Raw genomic sequence first — 16330 nt, 5'->3', positions numbered from 1 at the left:
GCCGATGAGCAGAAGGTCCACATGAGCACCCCAGAAGTCCCGGAAGAATTCAGCCCGGAAGATATTGAAACCGCCCTGAAGGTCTTGGCCTCCATCCATGTCCTGGATGAGGAAGACCCCGACTACGTTGCGGTCCGGCGGGCCACCGCCAAAATGTTCAAGTCGGTGAAGAAGCACCGGAAGAACGAGAAGCGTTCGGCCGTGGCGGACGCGGACCGCGCCGTCGTCGCCCTCACCGCCACCGGCGCAGCAGACCGGATTGATGACGAGACCCGCGGTGCGCAGCTCACCAGTGCAGCGCATGGTCCGTCCGCCGGGACGCTGCTGAAGCCGCGCAACTGCTACATCTGCAAGCAGCCCTACACCGTGGTGGATGCCTTCTACCACCAGCTCTGCCCCGAGTGCGCCGCGTTCAGCCACACCAAGCGCGACGCCCGCACCGACCTCACGGGCAAGCGGGCGCTGCTGACCGGCGGTCGGGCGAAAATCGGCATGTACATTGCCCTGCGGCTGCTGCGGGACGGCGCGCACACCACCATCACCACCCGCTTCCCCAAGGACGCCGCCCGCCGTTTTGCGGCCATGGAGGACTCCGGGGACTGGCTGCACCGGCTGCGCATTGTGGGCATTGACCTGCGCGACCCGGCGCAGGTGATCTCCCTGGCCGAATCCGTAGCCGAGGCCGGGCCGCTGGACATCCTGATCAACAACGCCGCCCAGACCGTGCGGCGCTCGGCGAACGCCTACCGGCCGCTGACCGACGCCGAGCTGGCGCCGCTGCCGGACGGACCCATGCCGGAGCTGGTCACCTTTGGCCACACCTATGACGCGCACCCCACCGCCCTGGCCGGGTCGGTCGCAGCGCATCCGGTGCTGGCCGCCGACGCCGTGACCTCACTCGCGCTGACTGCAGGCTCCTCCTCGCTGGCCCGGATGGAAGCCGGAACCGCCATCGATGCCGGCGGATTGGTGCCGGACACTGCGCCGATCAACAGCTGGACCCAGGTTGTGGACCAGGTGGACCCGCTGGAAATGCTCGAGGTCCAGCTGTGCAACGTCACCGCCCCGTTCCTGCTGGTTAACCGGCTGCGTCCGGCCATGGCAGCCTCGCCCGCCCGGCGCAAGTACATCGTGAACGTCTCCGCCATGGAAGGGCAGTTCTCCCGGCGCTACAAGGGCCCCGGGCACCCGCATACGAATATGGCCAAGGCCGCATTGAACATGCTGACCCGCACCAGTGCCCAGGAAATGCTGGATACGGACGGGATCCTGATGACCGCGGTGGACACCGGCTGGATTACGGACGAGCGCCCCCACCCCACCAAGGTGCGCCTGGCCGAGGAGGGCTTCCACGCCCCGCTGGACCTGGTGGACGGCGCAGCCCGGGTGTATGACCCGATTGTGATGGGCGAGAAGGGTGAGGACCAGTACGGGGTCTTCCTGAAGGACTACAAGCCCTCACCCTGGTAGGCGCCGGGCGGCAATCCGCTGCACCGCCTTGCCGAGCTCCGAGAACACCAGCACAGTGGCACCCACTGCCAGGCAGAGGAACCACTGTGCGGAGGTGAGCGGAACGGTATCGAAGAATCCCTCGAAGATGCTCAGCTGAACCACCAGCACCTGCAGGACCACCACGGCGGCCAGGGACACCCAGACAGCACGGTTGGTGAAGGTGCGCAGCGAGAACACGCTGCCGGTCTCGGAGCGGACGTTGAGCAGGTTGAAGACCTGGTAGAACACGAACGTGGTGAAGGCCATGGTGGTGGCGAAATTGGTGCTGCCGGCACTTTCGGGGAACCAGTGCGGTGCGCCGACCAGCACGATGCAGGTCCCGGCTGCCATCACGATGCCCAGCAGTGTCAGCACGGCGATCCGCCGCCCGGTCAGCAGCGGCTCGTCCGCCCGCCGCGGGGGCCTGTTCATCACCTCTGGGTCGGTACGGTCCACCCCCAGCGCCAAGGCCGGCGGTCCGTCCATGATGATGTTCACCCATAGGATCTGCAGGGCAGTGAACGGCGCCCCGCCGCCAAAGCCGAAGGTGGCCGCGGCCAGGAAGATCAGCACGAACCCCCACGCAGTGGTCAGCTGGAACCGGACGAACTTGAGGATGTTGTCATAGATCCCCCGGCCCTCCTCGACAGCGGCCACAATGGTGGCGAAATTGTCATCGGTGAGGATCATCTTCGCCGCACCCTTGGACACGTCGGTGCCGGTGATGCCCATGGCGATGCCGATATCCGCACGCTTCAGTGCCGGTGCATCGTTGACGCCGTCGCCGGTCATGGCAACCACGTACCCGTCTGCCTGCAGCGCCTTGACGATGCGGATCTTGTGCTCGGGCGAAACCCGGGCCAGAACCCCGAGCCCGGGGGCTTCCCCGCGCAGCTGCCCGTCATCCATGGCATCGAGGGCTGTGCCGGCGACGGCGCGGCCCCCGATCCCCAGGTCCCGGGCGATGGCTGACGCGGTAACCAAGTGGTCTCCGGTGATCATGCGGACGTCTATGCCTGCGGCGTGGGCCCGGGCGATCGCCTCGCCGGCCTCTTGCCGCGGCGGATCCATGATGCCCGCGACGGCGTACAGCACCAGGTTCGCTGCCTCCGCCGACAGCGCCTCGGGACCGGCCGGCAGCGGTGCATCCATTACCCGTCCCGCCACTGCCATGGTGCGCAGCCCCGCCGTGGCGAGGGCATCGACGTCGTGCCTGATGCGTGCCCGTTCCTCTGGACCCAGGGGAACGGGACCGTCCGCGGTCATAAGGAACGCCGCACGGTCAAGGACCACGCCGGGTGCGCCCTTCACGTTGCAGTGCACGGCGGTGCTGTCGGAGGTCCGGTTGAAAGTGGCCATGAACTTGTAGTCCGAGTCGAAGGGCACCTCGGCAAGGCGCCGGTGCGTGGCGCGGGCGCCGGCCACGTCGATGCCGCCCTTTTCCGCCAGCACCACCAGTGCCCCTTCCGTGGGGTCTCCCGTCAGCCGGCCGTCCTCCACCGACGCGTCGTTGCACAGCGCCATCGCCAGGTACGCCTCGGTGAGGACGGGGACGGGCTGCCCGTCCGGGCTGAGGATCTTACCGTCCGTGGAGTAGCCGGAACCGGTGACCCGGAAGCGGCGGCCATCCGGAGCATAGAGCCGGCGGACCGTCATTTCGTTCAGCGTGAGCGTGCCGGTCTTGTCGGTGCAGATCTGCGAGGTGCTCCCCAGCGTCTCCACTGCTGCCAGCTGCTTGATGATGGCGCCGCGCGCGGCCAGGCGGGAGGCACCCATCGCCAAAGTGAAGGCGACGACGGCGGTAAGTCCCTCCGGGATGGTGGCCACCGCCAGGGACACCGCCGTCAGGAACAGGTCCTCCCAGCTGTCCCCGCGCAGCAGCCCCAGCACGAACACGAGGGCGACCACGGCCAACGCAATGTAGGTCAGGACTTTCGCCAACTGGTCGATGCTGCGCTGCAGGGTGGTTTTTTCCTCGGTGGTGCTGCCCAGCAGGTGGGCGATGGTGCCGATCTGGGTGTCCATGCCGGTTCCGGTCACCAGCAGCTCGGCCCGCCCGCGCGTGACGTCCGTGTCCATGTACAGCAGGTTGGTCCTGTCCCCCAGGGGCAGCCGGAGATCCGCCAGCACTCCTGTCCCCTTATTGACGGGCTTGGACTCCCCCGTCAGCGCGGCCTCGGCCACCTGCAGCCGCACGGCTTCGAGCAGCCGCCCGTCGGCGGGCACGCTGTCACCGGCTTCCAGCAGCACGACGTCGCCGGGTACCAGATCAGTTCGTTCCACCGTTGCCGGGGTTCCCCCGCGCAGCACCCGGCAGGTGTCCACGGATGCACTGCGCAGCGCCTCCAGGCTGGACTCGGCTCGCTGCTCCTGCACGTAGTTCAGGACGGTGTTCAGGACGATCACCAGCAGGATCACCACCGGCGTCTCCCATTCGCGGGAGACCACCGCGCTGACAACTGCGGCAATGATCAGGACAACGGTCAGCCGGTCGGACAGGAGCCAGAGGATTTTCCGCCAGACGGGCACCCGTTTTCCTTCAGCAAGCTGGTTGGGACCGTAACGCTCCGCGCGCTCCCGGACCTGGCCGGCGTCGAGGCCGGCGCCCGGATCGGTGCCCAGGGCGGACGCCACCTGGCCGGCGGTAAACAGCCAGGGGGCGGACAGCTCGTTTGGGGCGGCAGGAGTGTCACCGGGACCGCTGCCGTTGGCCTGCAAACTCATGGGCGCTCCCCCGAGGGGTCTTGAAGATGGTGCCACCCATGGTAGCAACGCGGGCAGGGCGGCGGACGCTTTGGCAAAGCATGCATACTGCGGCAGGGTGTAACCGTGCCATCCTCCGCTCCTCCCCCGCCCGTTCCTCAGCCGCCGGCCGGCCGCGCCGCCCTGGTCCCCGGACTCATCGCCGCCGGTACGGCCGTCGCCGCCGCCTATCTGATCTCCGCACTGGTGCCCGCTGTGCCGGTGCTGACGGCAGCTGTGCTGCTGGGGCTGGTGGCCGCCAATCTGCCGGGGGCGGCACCAAAGGCTGCCGGGACGTGGAAGCCCGGGCTGGCCCTGGCTGCCCGGAAGTTCCTGCGCACCGGCATTGTGCTCCTGGGCCTGAAGGTCTCCCTGGTGGACATTGCCGGACTGGGCTGGGCCGCCCTGGGGTTGGTGGTGGCCCTGGTCCTGGCCGCGTTCGCGGGTACGTACGGGATTTGCCGGCTCTTCCGGCTGCCGGGTGAGGAACCGGTCCTGATCGCTGCCGGGTTCTCGATCTGCGGTGTATCCGCCATCGGTGCCGTGGCGGCGGTCCGCCGCACCCGCACCGAAGACACGGTGGTGCCGATTGCGCTGGTCACGCTGTGCGGAACCCTGGCCATCGCGGCCCTTCCGCTGGCCGGCTCGCTGTTGCACCTCGCCCCGGAAGTCTTCGGGACCTGGGCCGGGGCGTCAGTGCACGATGTAGGGCAGGTGGTGGCCACGGCGCAGACCGCCGGTTCCGCGGCGCTGGCCGCCGCCGTCGTCGTGAAGCTGGCGCGGGTAGTGCTGCTGGCGCCCATGACCGCTGCCGCCGGCTTGCTGGCGCGCAGGGCGGGCAAGGCCGGCAAGGCGGGCGGGGATGGCAGGGCCGGCAAACAGCCGCCCCTGGTACCGCTGTTCGTCTTGGGCTTCCTGGCGCTGATCCTGGTCCGGACCACCGGATTGCTGCCCGCTGCCGCGCTGGATGCCGCGGCCGTGCTGCAGGAGCTGCTCTTCGCCGCGGCACTGTTCGGGCTTGGCGCCGGCGTGCGGGTGAAGGCACTCTTTGCCTCCGGCATCCGGGCCGTAGCGGCGGCCCTCGCGGCCTGGGCCTGGGTGGCCGGACTGGGCCTGGCGGTGGCATTCGGGCTGGGCACTTAGGCGGGCGCAGCGGCGTAAATGGCCCAAGGCCCTGTTCATGGAGCCCGCACGGTAGCTACGGTTGCGCATGCGCGCTGCAGCAAGCCATCAGCGGGACACGCAGCAGAAGAGCCGGTTTCGGTGGCTGCCACGGGTGCTCCGGGGCCCGGAGGCCTGGCCGGCAGGCATCGGACTGGTGTTCTGCGCCGTCGCCGCCTGGGCAGTGCTGGGCAATTTGTTTGATCCGCACTTCGGTTTTTCCCGCTACCGGACCGGCTGGTCGCTGGCCGCTGTGGCGGCCTTCCTGGTCCTTTCGGCGGTCGCCTACCTGGTGGTGGGCCGGACAGCCCGGCTGGCGGGGCGGCACCGCGCATGGAGGGTGCTGGCGGGCGCCCTGGTGTGGACGGCACTGTTTGCCGCTCAGATGCGCGTGGCCTACGCCGTGCGGCTTCCTCCGGACTGGGACGTGTTCGCGATCCACGAGTCCGCCGCCGGACTGGCCGGCGGAACACTGACCGCGGTGACTCCGTACTTTCAGATCAACCCCAACAACCTGCTGCTGACACTGCTGCTTGCGGCGTATTACGCCCTGGTCCTCGCCTTGGGGCTTACTGACCTGGCCATGGCCGCGGCATTCCTTAACAGCCTGGTCCTGTTTGCTGCCACCGTCCTGACTTACTGCGCCGCACGGATGCTGGCCGGTCCGAAGGCGGCCGCCCTGACCATCCTCCCCGCAGCCGTGTTCCTGACCTTCTCGCCATGGGCCGGCGTGCTGTACTCGGACACTGCGGGAGCGCTTTTCCCGGTCCTGGTCCTATGCCTGCTGCTGGCCTCCTGCCACACCCGGCGGGTGTACCTGAAGGCGGCACTATGGATCCTGGCCGGAGGCCTGGGTGCCATAGGAACGGGCATCAAGCCAACAGTTGTCTTCTGTTTGATTGCCGCCGGCATAACCGTCCTGTGCATGCTCGCCCGCCGGAGGAACACCGCCGTCCTGCTGGCAGCGGTTGCCGTGGTTGCGGGCAGTTTCCTGATCGGCAACCGGCTCATCTTCGCCTTTATGCAGCACACCCCGGTGGTAGCCTTCGACCTCTCCAACAACCCGGATGCCATGAATCCCGGCCACTTCCTCAAAGTCGGGGCGCAGACCGCCGAGAGCCCCAACGGGCCCTATTACGGTTCCTATAACCAGTCCGATTATGAGGACACCGTGGCGATCCACGGCAGCAGCGCCAAGTTCCAGGCGGGCCTGGACACGTACCTCGAACGGGTCGACGCGATGGGTGCCGGCGGCTACGCAGAATTCCTGGCTGACAAACTGCTCTGGGTGACCGGGGACGGATCCTTCTTTGCCTGGGGTGAGGGCCGGCTGACGGGCGCGGATTTCCTCTCGAACCTGGGCGCGGACCGTGCCCTCCAGGATCTTTTGGGCAATACCGGTGCGCATTTCCAATGGATGCTCTCCATCTGGCAGGGAACATGGTTTGCCGTCCTGGCACTGGCCGCCGTGCCGCTGCTGCTGCGGACACGGCACCTGCTGAGGCCTGAATTTTCCGCCATGCGCATTTGCCTGCTCGGACTACTGGTCTTCCTTCTGTTCTTTGAGGGAAGGGCACGCTTCCTCTACCTATACGTGCCGTACTTCATCATCTTGGCGTCCGTCTCCTGCGCGGCGGTACTGGAACGGCTGCGGCAGTGGAAGCACCACGCAAAACCCGCCGCTGCCGGTGACCGGCGCGGAAGTGATTGAATGGGCAGGTGCCTAACCAGAACCTGAGCCGCGATGAGGCTGCCCTGCGGTCCCGCCTGTTGTCCGTGACCTCCTATGACGTCCACCTCGATCTGGGCAATGCCGAAGATCCGGATGCTGAAGGCTTCCGCTCCCGGAGCACCATTGCCTTCAGCTGCTCCGAGCCCGGAGCCGCAACTTTCCTGGACTTCATCCACGGCGGGGTCAGCTCCGTAGTGCTGAACGGGAAGGACCTGGACCTGTCCGAAGCACTGGAGGGTTCCCGCATCCACCTGCCGGCCCTGCAGCCGCAGAACACCGTCACCGTGGACGGCACCGCCCTGTACAGCCGCAGCGGTGAGGGCCTGCATCGGTTCCGCGACCCTGCCGACGGACGCACCTACTTGTACACGCAGTATGAGCCCGCAGATGCCCGGCGGGTTTTCGCTGACTTCGAGCAGCCCGATCTCAAGGCATCCTTCGGCTTTACGGTGACCGCCCCTGCCGGCTGGCAGGTGGCCTCCAATGGTGTTGAAACCGCCCGCACTGAGCTGGACGGCGGTAGCCTGGCCCGCTGGGAATTCGCTCCCACCCAGCGGATTTCCACCTACATCACCACTGTGCTGGCCGGCCCGTACCACCGGGCGGAGGACGAATGGTCCCTCCGGCTCGACGACGGTACGGACCTGCACGTGCCGCTTGCCGCTTACTGCCGTGCTTCCCTCGCAGAGCACTTCGATCCTGAGAACATTTTTGCGGTCACGAAGCGGGGCCTGGACTACTTCCACCGCCTGTTCGCGTACCCGTACCCGTTCGGCAAATACGATCAGGCTTTTGTCCCCGAATACAACCTCGGCGCCATGGAAAATCCCGGCCTGGTCACGTTCACCGAGTCCTATGTTTTCCGCTCCCGGGCCACCGAGGCGCAGTATGAAGCCCGGGCCAACACCATCCTGCACGAGATGGCACACATGTGGTTCGGCGACCTGGTGACCATGAAATGGTGGGACGATCTGTGGCTTAAGGAATCCTTCGCCGACTACATGGGCGCGCTTGCCGTTGACCGGGCCACCGACTTCACAAATTCCTGGGTCAGCTTCGCGAACCGGCGCAAGGCCTGGGCCTACGTGCAGGACCAGCTGCCCACCACGCACCCGATCGTGGCTGACATTCCGAACCTGGAAGCGGCCAAGCAGAACTTCGACGGGATTACCTACGCCAAGGGCGCCTCAGTCCTGAAGCAGTTGGTGGCCTATGTGGGGTTCGAGACGTTTATCGAAGCCGCGCGTGCCTATTTCCGCGAGCATGCCTTCGGCAACACCACCCTCGACGACCTGCTGGCCGCCTTGGCCGACGCTTCCGGCCGCGACATGGGTCTTTGGGCACGCCAGTGGCTGCAGACCGCCGGCGTGCCTGTCCTGGTTCCGGAGACTGAAACCGACGACGACGGCGCCTACACCTCAGTGGTGATCCGCCAGAACGCACCGGACCCGGTCAGCGGGGAACAGGTCCCCCGCCCGCACCGGCTCCGCATCGGGCTGTACGACTTTGACGGCGCCGGGTTCCTGGCCCGCACCGACACCGTTGAACTGGACGTAGCCGGGACCCGCACCGAGGTGCCCGAACTGATCGGGCGGAAGCGTCCTGCGGTGCTGCTGCTCAACGATGAAGACCTGACCTACGCCAAGATCCGCTTTGATCCGGCGTCGCTGGCCGTTTTGGTGGAGTCGCTGCACCTGCTCGCCGATCCCCTGGCCCGGGCCATCGCCCTGTCCGCGCTGTGGAACAGCGTCCGCGACGGTGTGCTCAGCGCCCGGGACTATGTGCACCTGGTGCAGAGGGTGGCCCCGCATGAGACCGGTGCAGGCGTGCTGAACGTACTGCTGGATAACGCGCGCAGCGCCATTGAATACTACGCACCGGCTTCGCGCCGCGAAGAGCTGCGCAGGGAGTTCGGTGCCTGCATTACCGAGCAGCTGCGTGCGGCACCGGCGGGCAGTGACCGGCAGGTTATCTGGGCACGGGCGGCTGCCGCCGCCGGGCAGCGCAGTGCAGGCTCCGCCGAGCTGCTGCGAAGCCTGCTGGAGGGCAGCGCCGGGATCAGCGGGCTCACCGTCGACACGGACCTGCGCTGGCGGCTGTGGGTTGCCCTGGCAGCCACCGGATCCGCCACCCGGGCGGAACTGGATGCGGAGCTGGAACGCGACAACACGGCGTCGGGCCGGGTGGGACACACCACGGCAGCCGCGGCCTTCCCGGATCCGGCGGTGAAGGACGCTGCGTGGCAGGCCGCCGTCCACTCGAACGGACTGTCCAATGAACTGCTCTCCGCCACCATCACCGGGTTCGGACTCGGCAGCCACGAGCTGCTGGACGGCTACATCCCGGACTACTTTGCCTCCCTCACGGGTGTATGGTCCAGCCGCAGCATCGAGCTGGCCTCCCGCGTAGTGGGCGGACTCTACCCCGGCGGCCAGGATGCGGCTCCGGGAACCGCACCGGCTGACCACCCGGTGGTGCAGAAATCCGTGGAATGGCTGGAGCAGCACCCGGACGCGCCGGGTGCCCTGCGCAGGATCATCATTGAACAGCAGGACCAGCTGCTGCGCTCCCTGCGGGTCCAGGCAGCCGGCCTGTAGGCCCCGTCACTGCTAGGCCCCGTCACTGCTAGGCCCCGTCGCTGCTGGGCCCCGTAGGGACGGGGCCCAGTTGGGGTATGTTCCTCAGGCCAGCTGCGGTTTGGCGACGGTCAAGAGGATGGCCGAGTCCTCCAGGGCCCGCACTGAATGGCGGGCCTGCGGCACAATCAGCAGGTCTCCGGCGGAGCCGTCCCAGGTTGCGCCGTCGGAGACCAGGCTGACTCGTCCCTTGAGGACGAAAACAGTGGCTTCGCCCGGGTTTTCATGTTCGTCCAGGACAAACCCTGCCCGCAGGGCAATCACGGTCTGCCGCAGCACATGCTCGTGCCCGCCGTAAACCGTGGAGGCGCTGCGGCCGCTGGCGGCCGAGTGAGCCCTTTCCATCTGCTGGCGGACAAGGGCGGTAAGGGACTTTTTCTCCATGCCCGCAGTCTAGGCACTCCGGACGCGGCAGGGTAACCGGGCTGCCGCGCCCCGGGTGCTGCCGGGTGCTGCCGGGGTCAGGGAACCCGGTTCAGCCACTCGGCGGTGTCGAACTTTTCCTTGACCTTCTGCTCCGCCAGGTCCATCTCTTCATCGCTTATTCCGGCCTGGACTGCGCCGTAGCGGGCGGTGAAGGTGTCGATCATCGTCGCAATGATCTCCTCCCGCGAAAGCCCGGTCTGCCGCTTGAGCGGATCAACGCGTTTCTTGGCGCTGGTGGTGCCCTTGTCGGACAGCTTCTCCTTGCCGATGCGCAGCACCTCCACCATTTTGTCGGCGTCGATGTTGTAGGACATGGTGACGTGGTGAAGCATTCCACCGCTGCTGAAGCGTTTCTGTGCGGCACCGCCGATCTTGCCCTGGTCCGTGGCCATGTCGTTCAGCGGCACGTACCAAGCCTGGATGCCCAGCTTCTTCAGGGATTCCATCACCCAGGCGTCAAGGAAGGGATAGGAATCGGCGAAGCTCAGCCCGTCCACCAGGGACTGGGGCACGTACAGGGAGTACGTGATGGCGTTGCCGTGTTCCATGAACATGGCACCCCCGCCGGTGATCCGCCGCACAACGGTCACGCCGTGGCGTTCGGCACCGGCCGGATCCACCTCGTTTTTCAGTGACTGGAAGCTGCCGATCACTACGGACGGAGTTTCCCACTCCCAGAACCGCAGCGTCGGGTTCCGGTGGCCTGCGCCCACTTCCTCGGCCAGGACTTCGTCCATGGCCACATGCATGTGCGTGGACAGCGGGGTGGGCGGGATGATTTCCCACTGGTGGTCGCCCCAGCCGGTGGCCTTCCCCAGTGCGCGCCGCACTGCCGTCGCCACGGCTTCCGGAGAGAAGCCAAAGAGCACGGCGTCCGGGCTCAGCCTGGCGTGCACGGCAGCGGCTATGTCGCCGAAGCCTGTTTCCGCGGGCAGCCCCTCGAGGGCGGCGTTGATGTCGAGCAGCGCCTCATCGGGTTCCAGGAAAAAATCACCGCCCAGGGACACATCTGCAAGGCGTCCGTCACGGACGTCGAGGTCCACCACAACGAGCTTGCCGCCGGGGACCTTGTACTCGCCGTGCCGCCGGCTGAAGCTTCCATCCGCGCTTGCCATCACAACTCCTCATCTTGACCGGTGCCGGGACCGGGCGGTCCCCCACTACGGGGAAAGGCCCGCCGGGCTGATGCCGGCGGACCTTCCTCCAAGTACTGCTGTTCTTCCGAACGTTACTTCTTAGCGCCGAAGCCCTTGAAGCGGGCGTTGAAGCGCTCGACGCGGCCGGCGGAGTCCATGATGCGCTGCTTGCCCGTGTAGAACGGGTGCGATGCGGAGGAGATTTCCACCTCGATGAGCGGGTAGGTGTTTCCGTCTTCCCACTCGATCGTCTTGGAGGACGTGGCGGTGGAGCTCGTCAGGAAAGCGGTGTCGGACGCGAGGTCACGGAAGACAACCGGAGCATACTTGGGGTGGATATCAGACTTCACAGTTTTACCTTCTTTTGGTGCCTGGATTTTGCCAGGCACAGGTGGGTTAAAAGCTTTATTGGCCGGTGTTTCGACCAGCAATCCATACTACCGCACTTACCGGGCCGGCAGGAAACACCTGCAACCGCGAGTCAGGACAGCGGCTGCGTGCCCCACTGTGTGTTTACCGCCGTCAACAGCGAGGGGATGCCCTGGTTCAGGCCTGCAATCTCGATCCGGGACGGTCGGTAGTAGTCATCCAGATACAGAGAGAACGTGCCCTCGGGGATCACCGCCAGGGAAGCCGGTTCCGCGCCGTCGGACGCAGCATTGCTGAAACTGCCGCTGATGCGCGTGTACGCGGCCCCCGCCAGCACGGCCCCGTACTCCACCTCCACCGTTTCCGCCGCCGACAGCATCGCAGCCACGCGCTCGGGCCGGACCGTCAGCTCGGCGGCATCGGCCAGCACGGCGGCGTAGGCCTGTTCCGGGGAGCCGCGCCGGTCCGCAGAAATATCCTCCCCGCCCTGCCGCACCACCCGGTTGTCCCCGCGGATTTCGATTTTCAGGCCTGCGCCGTCAGGGGCCGCACCGGTTGCCGCACTGTCCGTGCCTGTACTGCCGGGCACAGCACCGGCGGCCGCGGGACCGTGCAGGTCCATGGTGAAAGCGGGAACCGTGCCGAAGGTGACGGTGTACTCCCCCGCGGGCAGCCAGCTGGTGCCGGTGGACAGCGTCTGCACACCGCCGCCGCCGGCCGTGATGGCCGCGGCCACGCAGCTTGCCGCTTCAGTGCCGGACATCGGTTCGGGATCACCGCGCAGCAGCCACTGGCAAGCATCCTGCACTGCCGGGGGCATGCCTATCTGGTTTCCGGCTACGCCCACGCGTGCCGGCGGCGGGCTCTCCGGTGCCGGTGCCTGCGGTGGTGGCGGCGGGCTCTCCGGGCCCGGGGCAGCTGTCCGTGGCGGTGCGGTGCGGGCCGGCTGCGGAGTAGCGGAAGGGGAGGCAGCGCGCTCCCGGAGCTGTTCCGCCGTCGGTCCGCATGCTGAAAGCGGCAGCAGCAGTACTGCGCACAGTGCAAGGACCGTGCCCAGTCGGGTCCGGGATTCCATGGCGGCTCCGGTGGATGCTCGGGGGATGCTCAGGGGGATGGTGGCTGGGCACAGTCTGGCACTTGGGGCGCGCGAGGGTAAGAGCAGTTCGGGTCCGGTGTGTAGCTAGAGCCGGTGTGTAGCTGGAGCCGGTGTGTAGTTAGGGCCGGCACTCCCAGAAAGCCACGGCGCTGGCGGCTGCCACGTTGAGCGAGTCCACCCCGCCGCTCATCGGAATCCGCACGGCCAGGTCCACAGCGGTCAAGGTGGATTCGGCCAGCCCGTCCCCCTCGGTCCCCAGGACCAGGGCCAGGCGTTCGTCCCGACGGGCACTGAGTTCGTCCAGGGTCAGGGAATCCTCGCGCAGGGCCAGGGCTGCGGTGGCAAAACCGGCAGCGCGCAGCTGTTCAAGCTGTCCGGGCCAGTCGGTCAGGCGGACCCACGGAACCTGGAAGACGGTTCCCATGCTCACGCGGATGGCGCGCCGGTACAACGGGTCCGCACAGCGGGGCGTGACCAGTACGGCATCAACCTGGAGCGCCGCCGCAGAGCGGAAGATTGCCCCGATGTTGGTGTGGTCCACGATGTCTTCCAGGACCGCGACCCGGCGGGCGGTTGCCAGCAGCGCGTCCAGCTCCAGGGGAGCCGGCCGTTCCATGGCCGCCAGGGCGCCGCGGTGCAGATGGAATCCGGTGATCTCCTCCAAAACGTCCGCCGTACCCACAAAGGCGGGGACGTCGGGGAAACGGTCCAGGACGTCCTGCAGGTCCGGCAGCCATTTCTCGGCCAGGAAGAAGGAACGCGGACGGTGGCCGGCGTCGACTGCGCGGCGCAGGACCTTGGAGGACTCGGCAATGTACATGCCCTCCTCCGGTTCGCGGCGCCGCCGAAGCGAGGTATCCGTGAGGGAGGTGTAGTCGCTGACCCGCGGATCGGCGGCGGACTGCAGGTACTGAAGGCTCACCCGTGCACTGGCCTTAGCTGCGGCGCGCGGTGGCCGAGTAACGGCCGCCGTCGCGCTTCAGGTCCAGCGGAAGACCGAAAGCGGTGCTTAGGTGTTCTTCGGTGAAGACCTCTTCAATGGGCCCGGACGCTACCACCCCGCCGTCGCGCAGGAGCAGGGCATGGGTGAACCCGGTGGGGACCTCTTCCAAGTGGTGGGTCACCAGCACCATGGCGGGCGCTTCCTCGTCCCGGGCAAGTTCGCCCAGCCGGAAGAGCAGGTCCTCGCGGCCGGCGAGGTCCAGCCCGGCAGCCGGCTCGTCCAGCAGCAGCAGCTCCGGGTCGGTCATGAGGGCACGGGCGATCTGCACGCGCTTGCGCTCACCTTCGCTCAGCGAGGAGAAGCGGCGGTTGAGGAACGTGGACATTCCCCAGTCATGCAGGAGACGGAAGGCACGGCGCTCGTCGAGCTTCTCGTACTTCTCGCGCCAGCGCCCGGTTACGCCGTAGGAGGCGGTCACCACTACGTTCAGGACAGTTTCGTCTTCTGGAATCTGGCCGGCCAGGGCCGCGGATGCGAGGCCGATCCGGGGGCGCAGTTCAAAAACGTCCACCGCGCCCAGGACTTCTTCGAGGATTCCCGCAACACCGCGGGTGGGGTGCATGCGTCCGCCGGCTATCTGCAGCAGCGTAGTCTTTCCGGCACCGTTGGGCCCCATGATGACCCAGCGCTCCCCCTCCTTGACCTGCCAGTTAATGCCGTCCAACAGGGTCTTACCGCCGCGAACCACGCTCACGCCGGCAAATTCAAGAACATCACTCATAGCACTAGACACTAGGCTAAAGAAAGGGACATTGGCGAAACGATACGCCGCAGCGGCCGGTGCAATGCGGCCCGCATGCCCCGGTACCGCACAGGTACCCGATGCCGGACCAAGCAGAACGGATGCCATGCCGAACACCCCCGAGTACAGTGTCGTCAGCTATGGGCGCGACTTGTCAGATGCCTACCTGGGCTCGGTGCAGGCCGCAGTGACCGGGATCGGGGCGCGGATCCTAGAGCTGGAGAACGCTGCAGGGGACGGCTATACGGTGTCCAAGCTTTTTGTCGGGTACGACGGCGGGACAGCCAGGCTGCGGCGCACCGTTGCGGCCGCTGCGGCAGCGGTGCCGCAGAAAAACGGTGGGGAGCAGACCGCGGTGGTGCCGCCGTCGCTCCTTGAGGAGGCCCGCAAGCTGCTGGTGATGGATGTTGACTCCACCTTGATCCGCCAGGAAGTCATTGAGTTGCTGGCCGCCCATGCAGGGCGGGAAGCAGAGGTTGCAGCCGTCACCGAAGCCGCCATGCGCGGCGAACTGGACTTCGCCGCCAGCCTGCACGCGCGGGTGAAGACACTGGCCGGGCTCCCCGCTTCCGTAATAGACGAGGTGGGTACCCGGATTGAGCTCTCCGCAGGCGCCGAGGTGCTGGTGAAGGAATTCCTGGCCGCAGGACACGGCGTGGCAGTGGTGTCCGGCGGGTTCAGCCAGGTGCTCGATCCGCTGGCTGCCCGCCTGCAACTGACCTTCGCCCGCGCCAACATGCTGGACATCAAGGACGGTGTGCTGACCGGAGCGGTGGCCGGCGAAGTGGTGGACCGTGCGGTCAAGGCCCGGTCACTGGCCGAATGGGCCGGTGAACTGGGTGTATCACCGGAACACACCATTGCCGTGGGCGACGGCGCCAATGACCTGGACATGCTGGCGGCGGCCGCACTGGGCGTGGCGTTCAACGCCAAGCCGGCAGTGCAGGCCGCCGCAGATGCCGTGCTGAACCTGCCCAACCTGGACGTGGTGCAGCACTTCGTGAAGCTCTAGGCGTTCTCGCCGGCCGCGAGGTAGTCGGCGCCGCCCACGTACTCGGTGTGGCCGGAGGGAACATCGGCGGTGGCCATGCGTGCCACTTCGGCACCGAACTCAGCGACCGAGTACAGCCGGCCTGCTTCCTCCCGGCGGGCTTCGATTGCGCCGGGGTTGGCCCGGTCCAGCAGGGTTGCGGTGACGGTTCCCTCGATCATGTCACCGGAGACCACCACGAGGGAGATCCCCTTTTCCTCAAGCTGCGGGAGCATCGCGCGCAGCGCGTCTTCCCCGGCACGCTTGCTCAAGGCAACAGCTTCGTATTCCGGCATAGTGGGAACCGAGGCGATGAAATGCGCCTGGTGGCTGGTCACGAACACTACGCGGGAGCCGGCGGGCATGGCCTCGAGGGCCTGGGTGAGCATGTTGACCTGCGCGTCGCGGTTGAGCTTCAGCGCGTAGTCCTCCTCCATGCCGGTCTCCATGCCGCCGGAGGCGTTGAGCACCAGGACGTCCAGTCCGCCGAAGTTCTCCTGCGCAGCGGCCACGAGTGCAGCCGGTCCTTCTGGAACGGTGAGGTCGGCGCCCACTGCCACAGCCCGGCCGCCGTCGGCCTCAATGCCGGCCACCACCTTGTTGGCCCGCGGTGCCTTCTCGCGGTAGTTGACCACCACGCCGGCACCCTCGGCTGCCAGGAAGCGGGCTACCTCGGCGCCGATTCCGCGCGATGATCCGGTAACAACCGCGGCTTTGCCCTCAAGCAGGCCCATACAAACTCCTTTTGTAGAAAGTGTCTAAGCAT

At 67.0% G+C, this 16330-nt stretch carries 13 protein-coding genes; 5 read left to right on the top strand and 8 right to left on the bottom strand.

Annotation, left to right across the window (positions count from 1 at the left end; genetic code table 11):
* Positions 1-21: 21 nt before the first annotated feature.
* Positions 22-1470 carry an SDR family NAD(P)-dependent oxidoreductase gene (locus QNO06_RS09265; protein WP_227911366.1) on the top strand — a complete coding sequence of 483 codons (1449 nt, stop codon included), beginning with the start codon at positions 22-24 and terminating at the stop codon, positions 1468-1470.
* On the opposite strand, the gene QNO06_RS09260 is transcribed toward QNO06_RS09265, so the two are convergent.
* Positions 1459-4215: a cation-translocating P-type ATPase gene (locus tag QNO06_RS09260; protein ID WP_227911365.1), complete on the bottom strand. Its 2757-nt coding sequence runs from the start codon at positions 4213-4215 to the stop codon at positions 1459-1461. The two genes, QNO06_RS09265 and QNO06_RS09260, sit on opposite strands and share 12 nt — an antisense overlap.
* Before the next feature lie 105 nt (positions 4216-4320).
* On the opposite strand from QNO06_RS09260, the gene QNO06_RS09255 reads away from it, so the two are divergent.
* The 3 genes from QNO06_RS09255 (at position 4321) to pepN (ending at position 9723) form a co-directional block, all read left to right on the top strand.
* Positions 4321-5376 carry a YeiH family protein gene (locus QNO06_RS09255; protein WP_227911364.1) on the top strand — a complete coding sequence of 352 codons (1056 nt, stop codon included), beginning with the start codon at positions 4321-4323 and terminating at the stop codon, positions 5374-5376.
* A gap of 67 nt (positions 5377-5443) precedes the next feature.
* Positions 5444-7105 carry a glycosyltransferase-like membrane protein gene (locus QNO06_RS09250; protein WP_227911363.1) on the top strand — a complete coding sequence of 554 codons (1662 nt, stop codon included), beginning with the start codon at positions 5444-5446 and terminating at the stop codon, positions 7103-7105.
* A gap of 8 nt (positions 7106-7113) precedes the next feature.
* Positions 7114-9723, top strand: a complete 2610-nt coding sequence (gene pepN, locus QNO06_RS09245) for an aminopeptidase N (protein ID WP_227911362.1) — start codon at positions 7114-7116, stop codon at positions 9721-9723.
* Between the two features lie 84 nt (positions 9724-9807).
* Here the strand turns inward: pepN and QNO06_RS09240 are convergent, their stop codons facing one another.
* The 6 genes from QNO06_RS09240 to QNO06_RS09215 all read right to left on the bottom strand — a co-directional run bounded on the left by QNO06_RS09240 (position 9808) and on the right by QNO06_RS09215 (position 14513).
* Complete coding sequence (locus QNO06_RS09240; protein ID WP_227911361.1) at positions 9808-10146, bottom strand: cupin domain-containing protein; 339 nt, start codon at positions 10144-10146, stop codon at positions 9808-9810.
* A 77-nt stretch (positions 10147-10223) separates the two neighbouring features.
* Positions 10224-11303 carry a lipoate-protein ligase LplAB gene (lplAB, locus tag QNO06_RS09235; RefSeq protein ID WP_227911360.1) on the bottom strand — a complete coding sequence of 360 codons (1080 nt, stop codon included), beginning with the start codon at positions 11301-11303 and terminating at the stop codon, positions 10224-10226.
* Between the two features lie 113 nt (positions 11304-11416).
* Positions 11417-11674, bottom strand: coding sequence for a type B 50S ribosomal protein L31 (locus QNO06_RS09230; protein ID WP_227911359.1), 258 nt, complete (start codon positions 11672-11674; stop codon positions 11417-11419).
* A 131-nt stretch (positions 11675-11805) separates the two neighbouring features.
* Positions 11806-12768 (bottom strand): hypothetical protein, encoded by a 963-nt coding sequence (locus QNO06_RS09225; protein ID WP_227911358.1) that lies wholly within the window; start codon positions 12766-12768, stop codon positions 11806-11808.
* A 139-nt stretch (positions 12769-12907) separates the two neighbouring features.
* Positions 12908-13711, bottom strand: a complete 804-nt coding sequence (locus tag QNO06_RS09220) for a TrmH family RNA methyltransferase (protein WP_227911357.1) — start codon at positions 13709-13711, stop codon at positions 12908-12910.
* Positions 13712-13724: 13 nt separating this feature from the next.
* A complete protein-coding gene (locus tag QNO06_RS09215) occupies positions 13725-14513 on the bottom strand; it encodes an ABC transporter ATP-binding protein (protein ID WP_227911356.1) in 789 nt (262 codons plus the stop codon).
* Positions 14514-14640: 127 nt separating this feature from the next.
* Between QNO06_RS09215 and serB the strand changes: the two genes are divergently transcribed.
* On the top strand, positions 14641-15546 hold the full coding sequence (serB, locus tag QNO06_RS09210; RefSeq protein ID WP_227911355.1) for a phosphoserine phosphatase SerB: 906 nt from the start codon (positions 14641-14643) through the stop codon (positions 15544-15546).
* Here serB and QNO06_RS09205 read toward each other — a convergent pair.
* On the bottom strand, positions 15543-16298 hold the full coding sequence (locus tag QNO06_RS09205) for an SDR family oxidoreductase (protein ID WP_227911354.1): 756 nt from the start codon (positions 16296-16298) through the stop codon (positions 15543-15545). The genes serB and QNO06_RS09205 overlap by 4 nt on opposite strands.
* Positions 16299-16330 lie beyond the last annotated feature (32 nt).

It is taken from the genome of Arthrobacter sp. zg-Y20 (assembly GCF_030142075.1).
Classification (GTDB): Bacteria; Actinomycetota; Actinomycetes; order Actinomycetales; family Micrococcaceae; genus Arthrobacter_B.
This window is presented reverse-complemented; position numbering and strand designations above follow the sequence as displayed.

Bases quoted from the DNA above. Each gene is read 5' to 3' on its own strand.
- QNO06_RS09215 (WP_227911356.1), bottom strand. From the start codon at position 14,513: ATGAGTGATGTTCTTGAATTTGCCGGCGTGAGCGTGGTTCGCGGCGGT.
- QNO06_RS09205 (WP_227911354.1), bottom strand. From the start codon at position 16,298: ATGGGCCTGCTTGAGGGCAAAGCCGCGGTTGTTACCGGATCATCGCGC.
- QNO06_RS09260 (WP_227911365.1), bottom strand. From the start codon at position 4,215: ATGAGTTTGCAGGCCAACGGCAGCGGTCCCGGTGACACTCCTGCCGCC.
- QNO06_RS09265 (WP_227911366.1), top strand. From the start codon at position 22: ATGAGCACCCCAGAAGTCCCGGAAGAATTCAGCCCGGAAGATATTGAA.
- QNO06_RS09240 (WP_227911361.1), bottom strand. From the start codon at position 10,146: ATGGAGAAAAAGTCCCTTACCGCCCTTGTCCGCCAGCAGATGGAAAGG.
- serB (WP_227911355.1), top strand. From the start codon at position 14,641: ATGCCGAACACCCCCGAGTACAGTGTCGTCAGCTATGGGCGCGACTTG.
- QNO06_RS09250 (WP_227911363.1), top strand. From the start codon at position 5,444: ATGCGCGCTGCAGCAAGCCATCAGCGGGACACGCAGCAGAAGAGCCGG.
- lplAB (WP_227911360.1), bottom strand. From the start codon at position 11,303: ATGGCAAGCGCGGATGGAAGCTTCAGCCGGCGGCACGGCGAGTACAAG.
- QNO06_RS09225 (WP_227911358.1), bottom strand. From the start codon at position 12,768: ATGGAATCCCGGACCCGACTGGGCACGGTCCTTGCACTGTGCGCAGTA.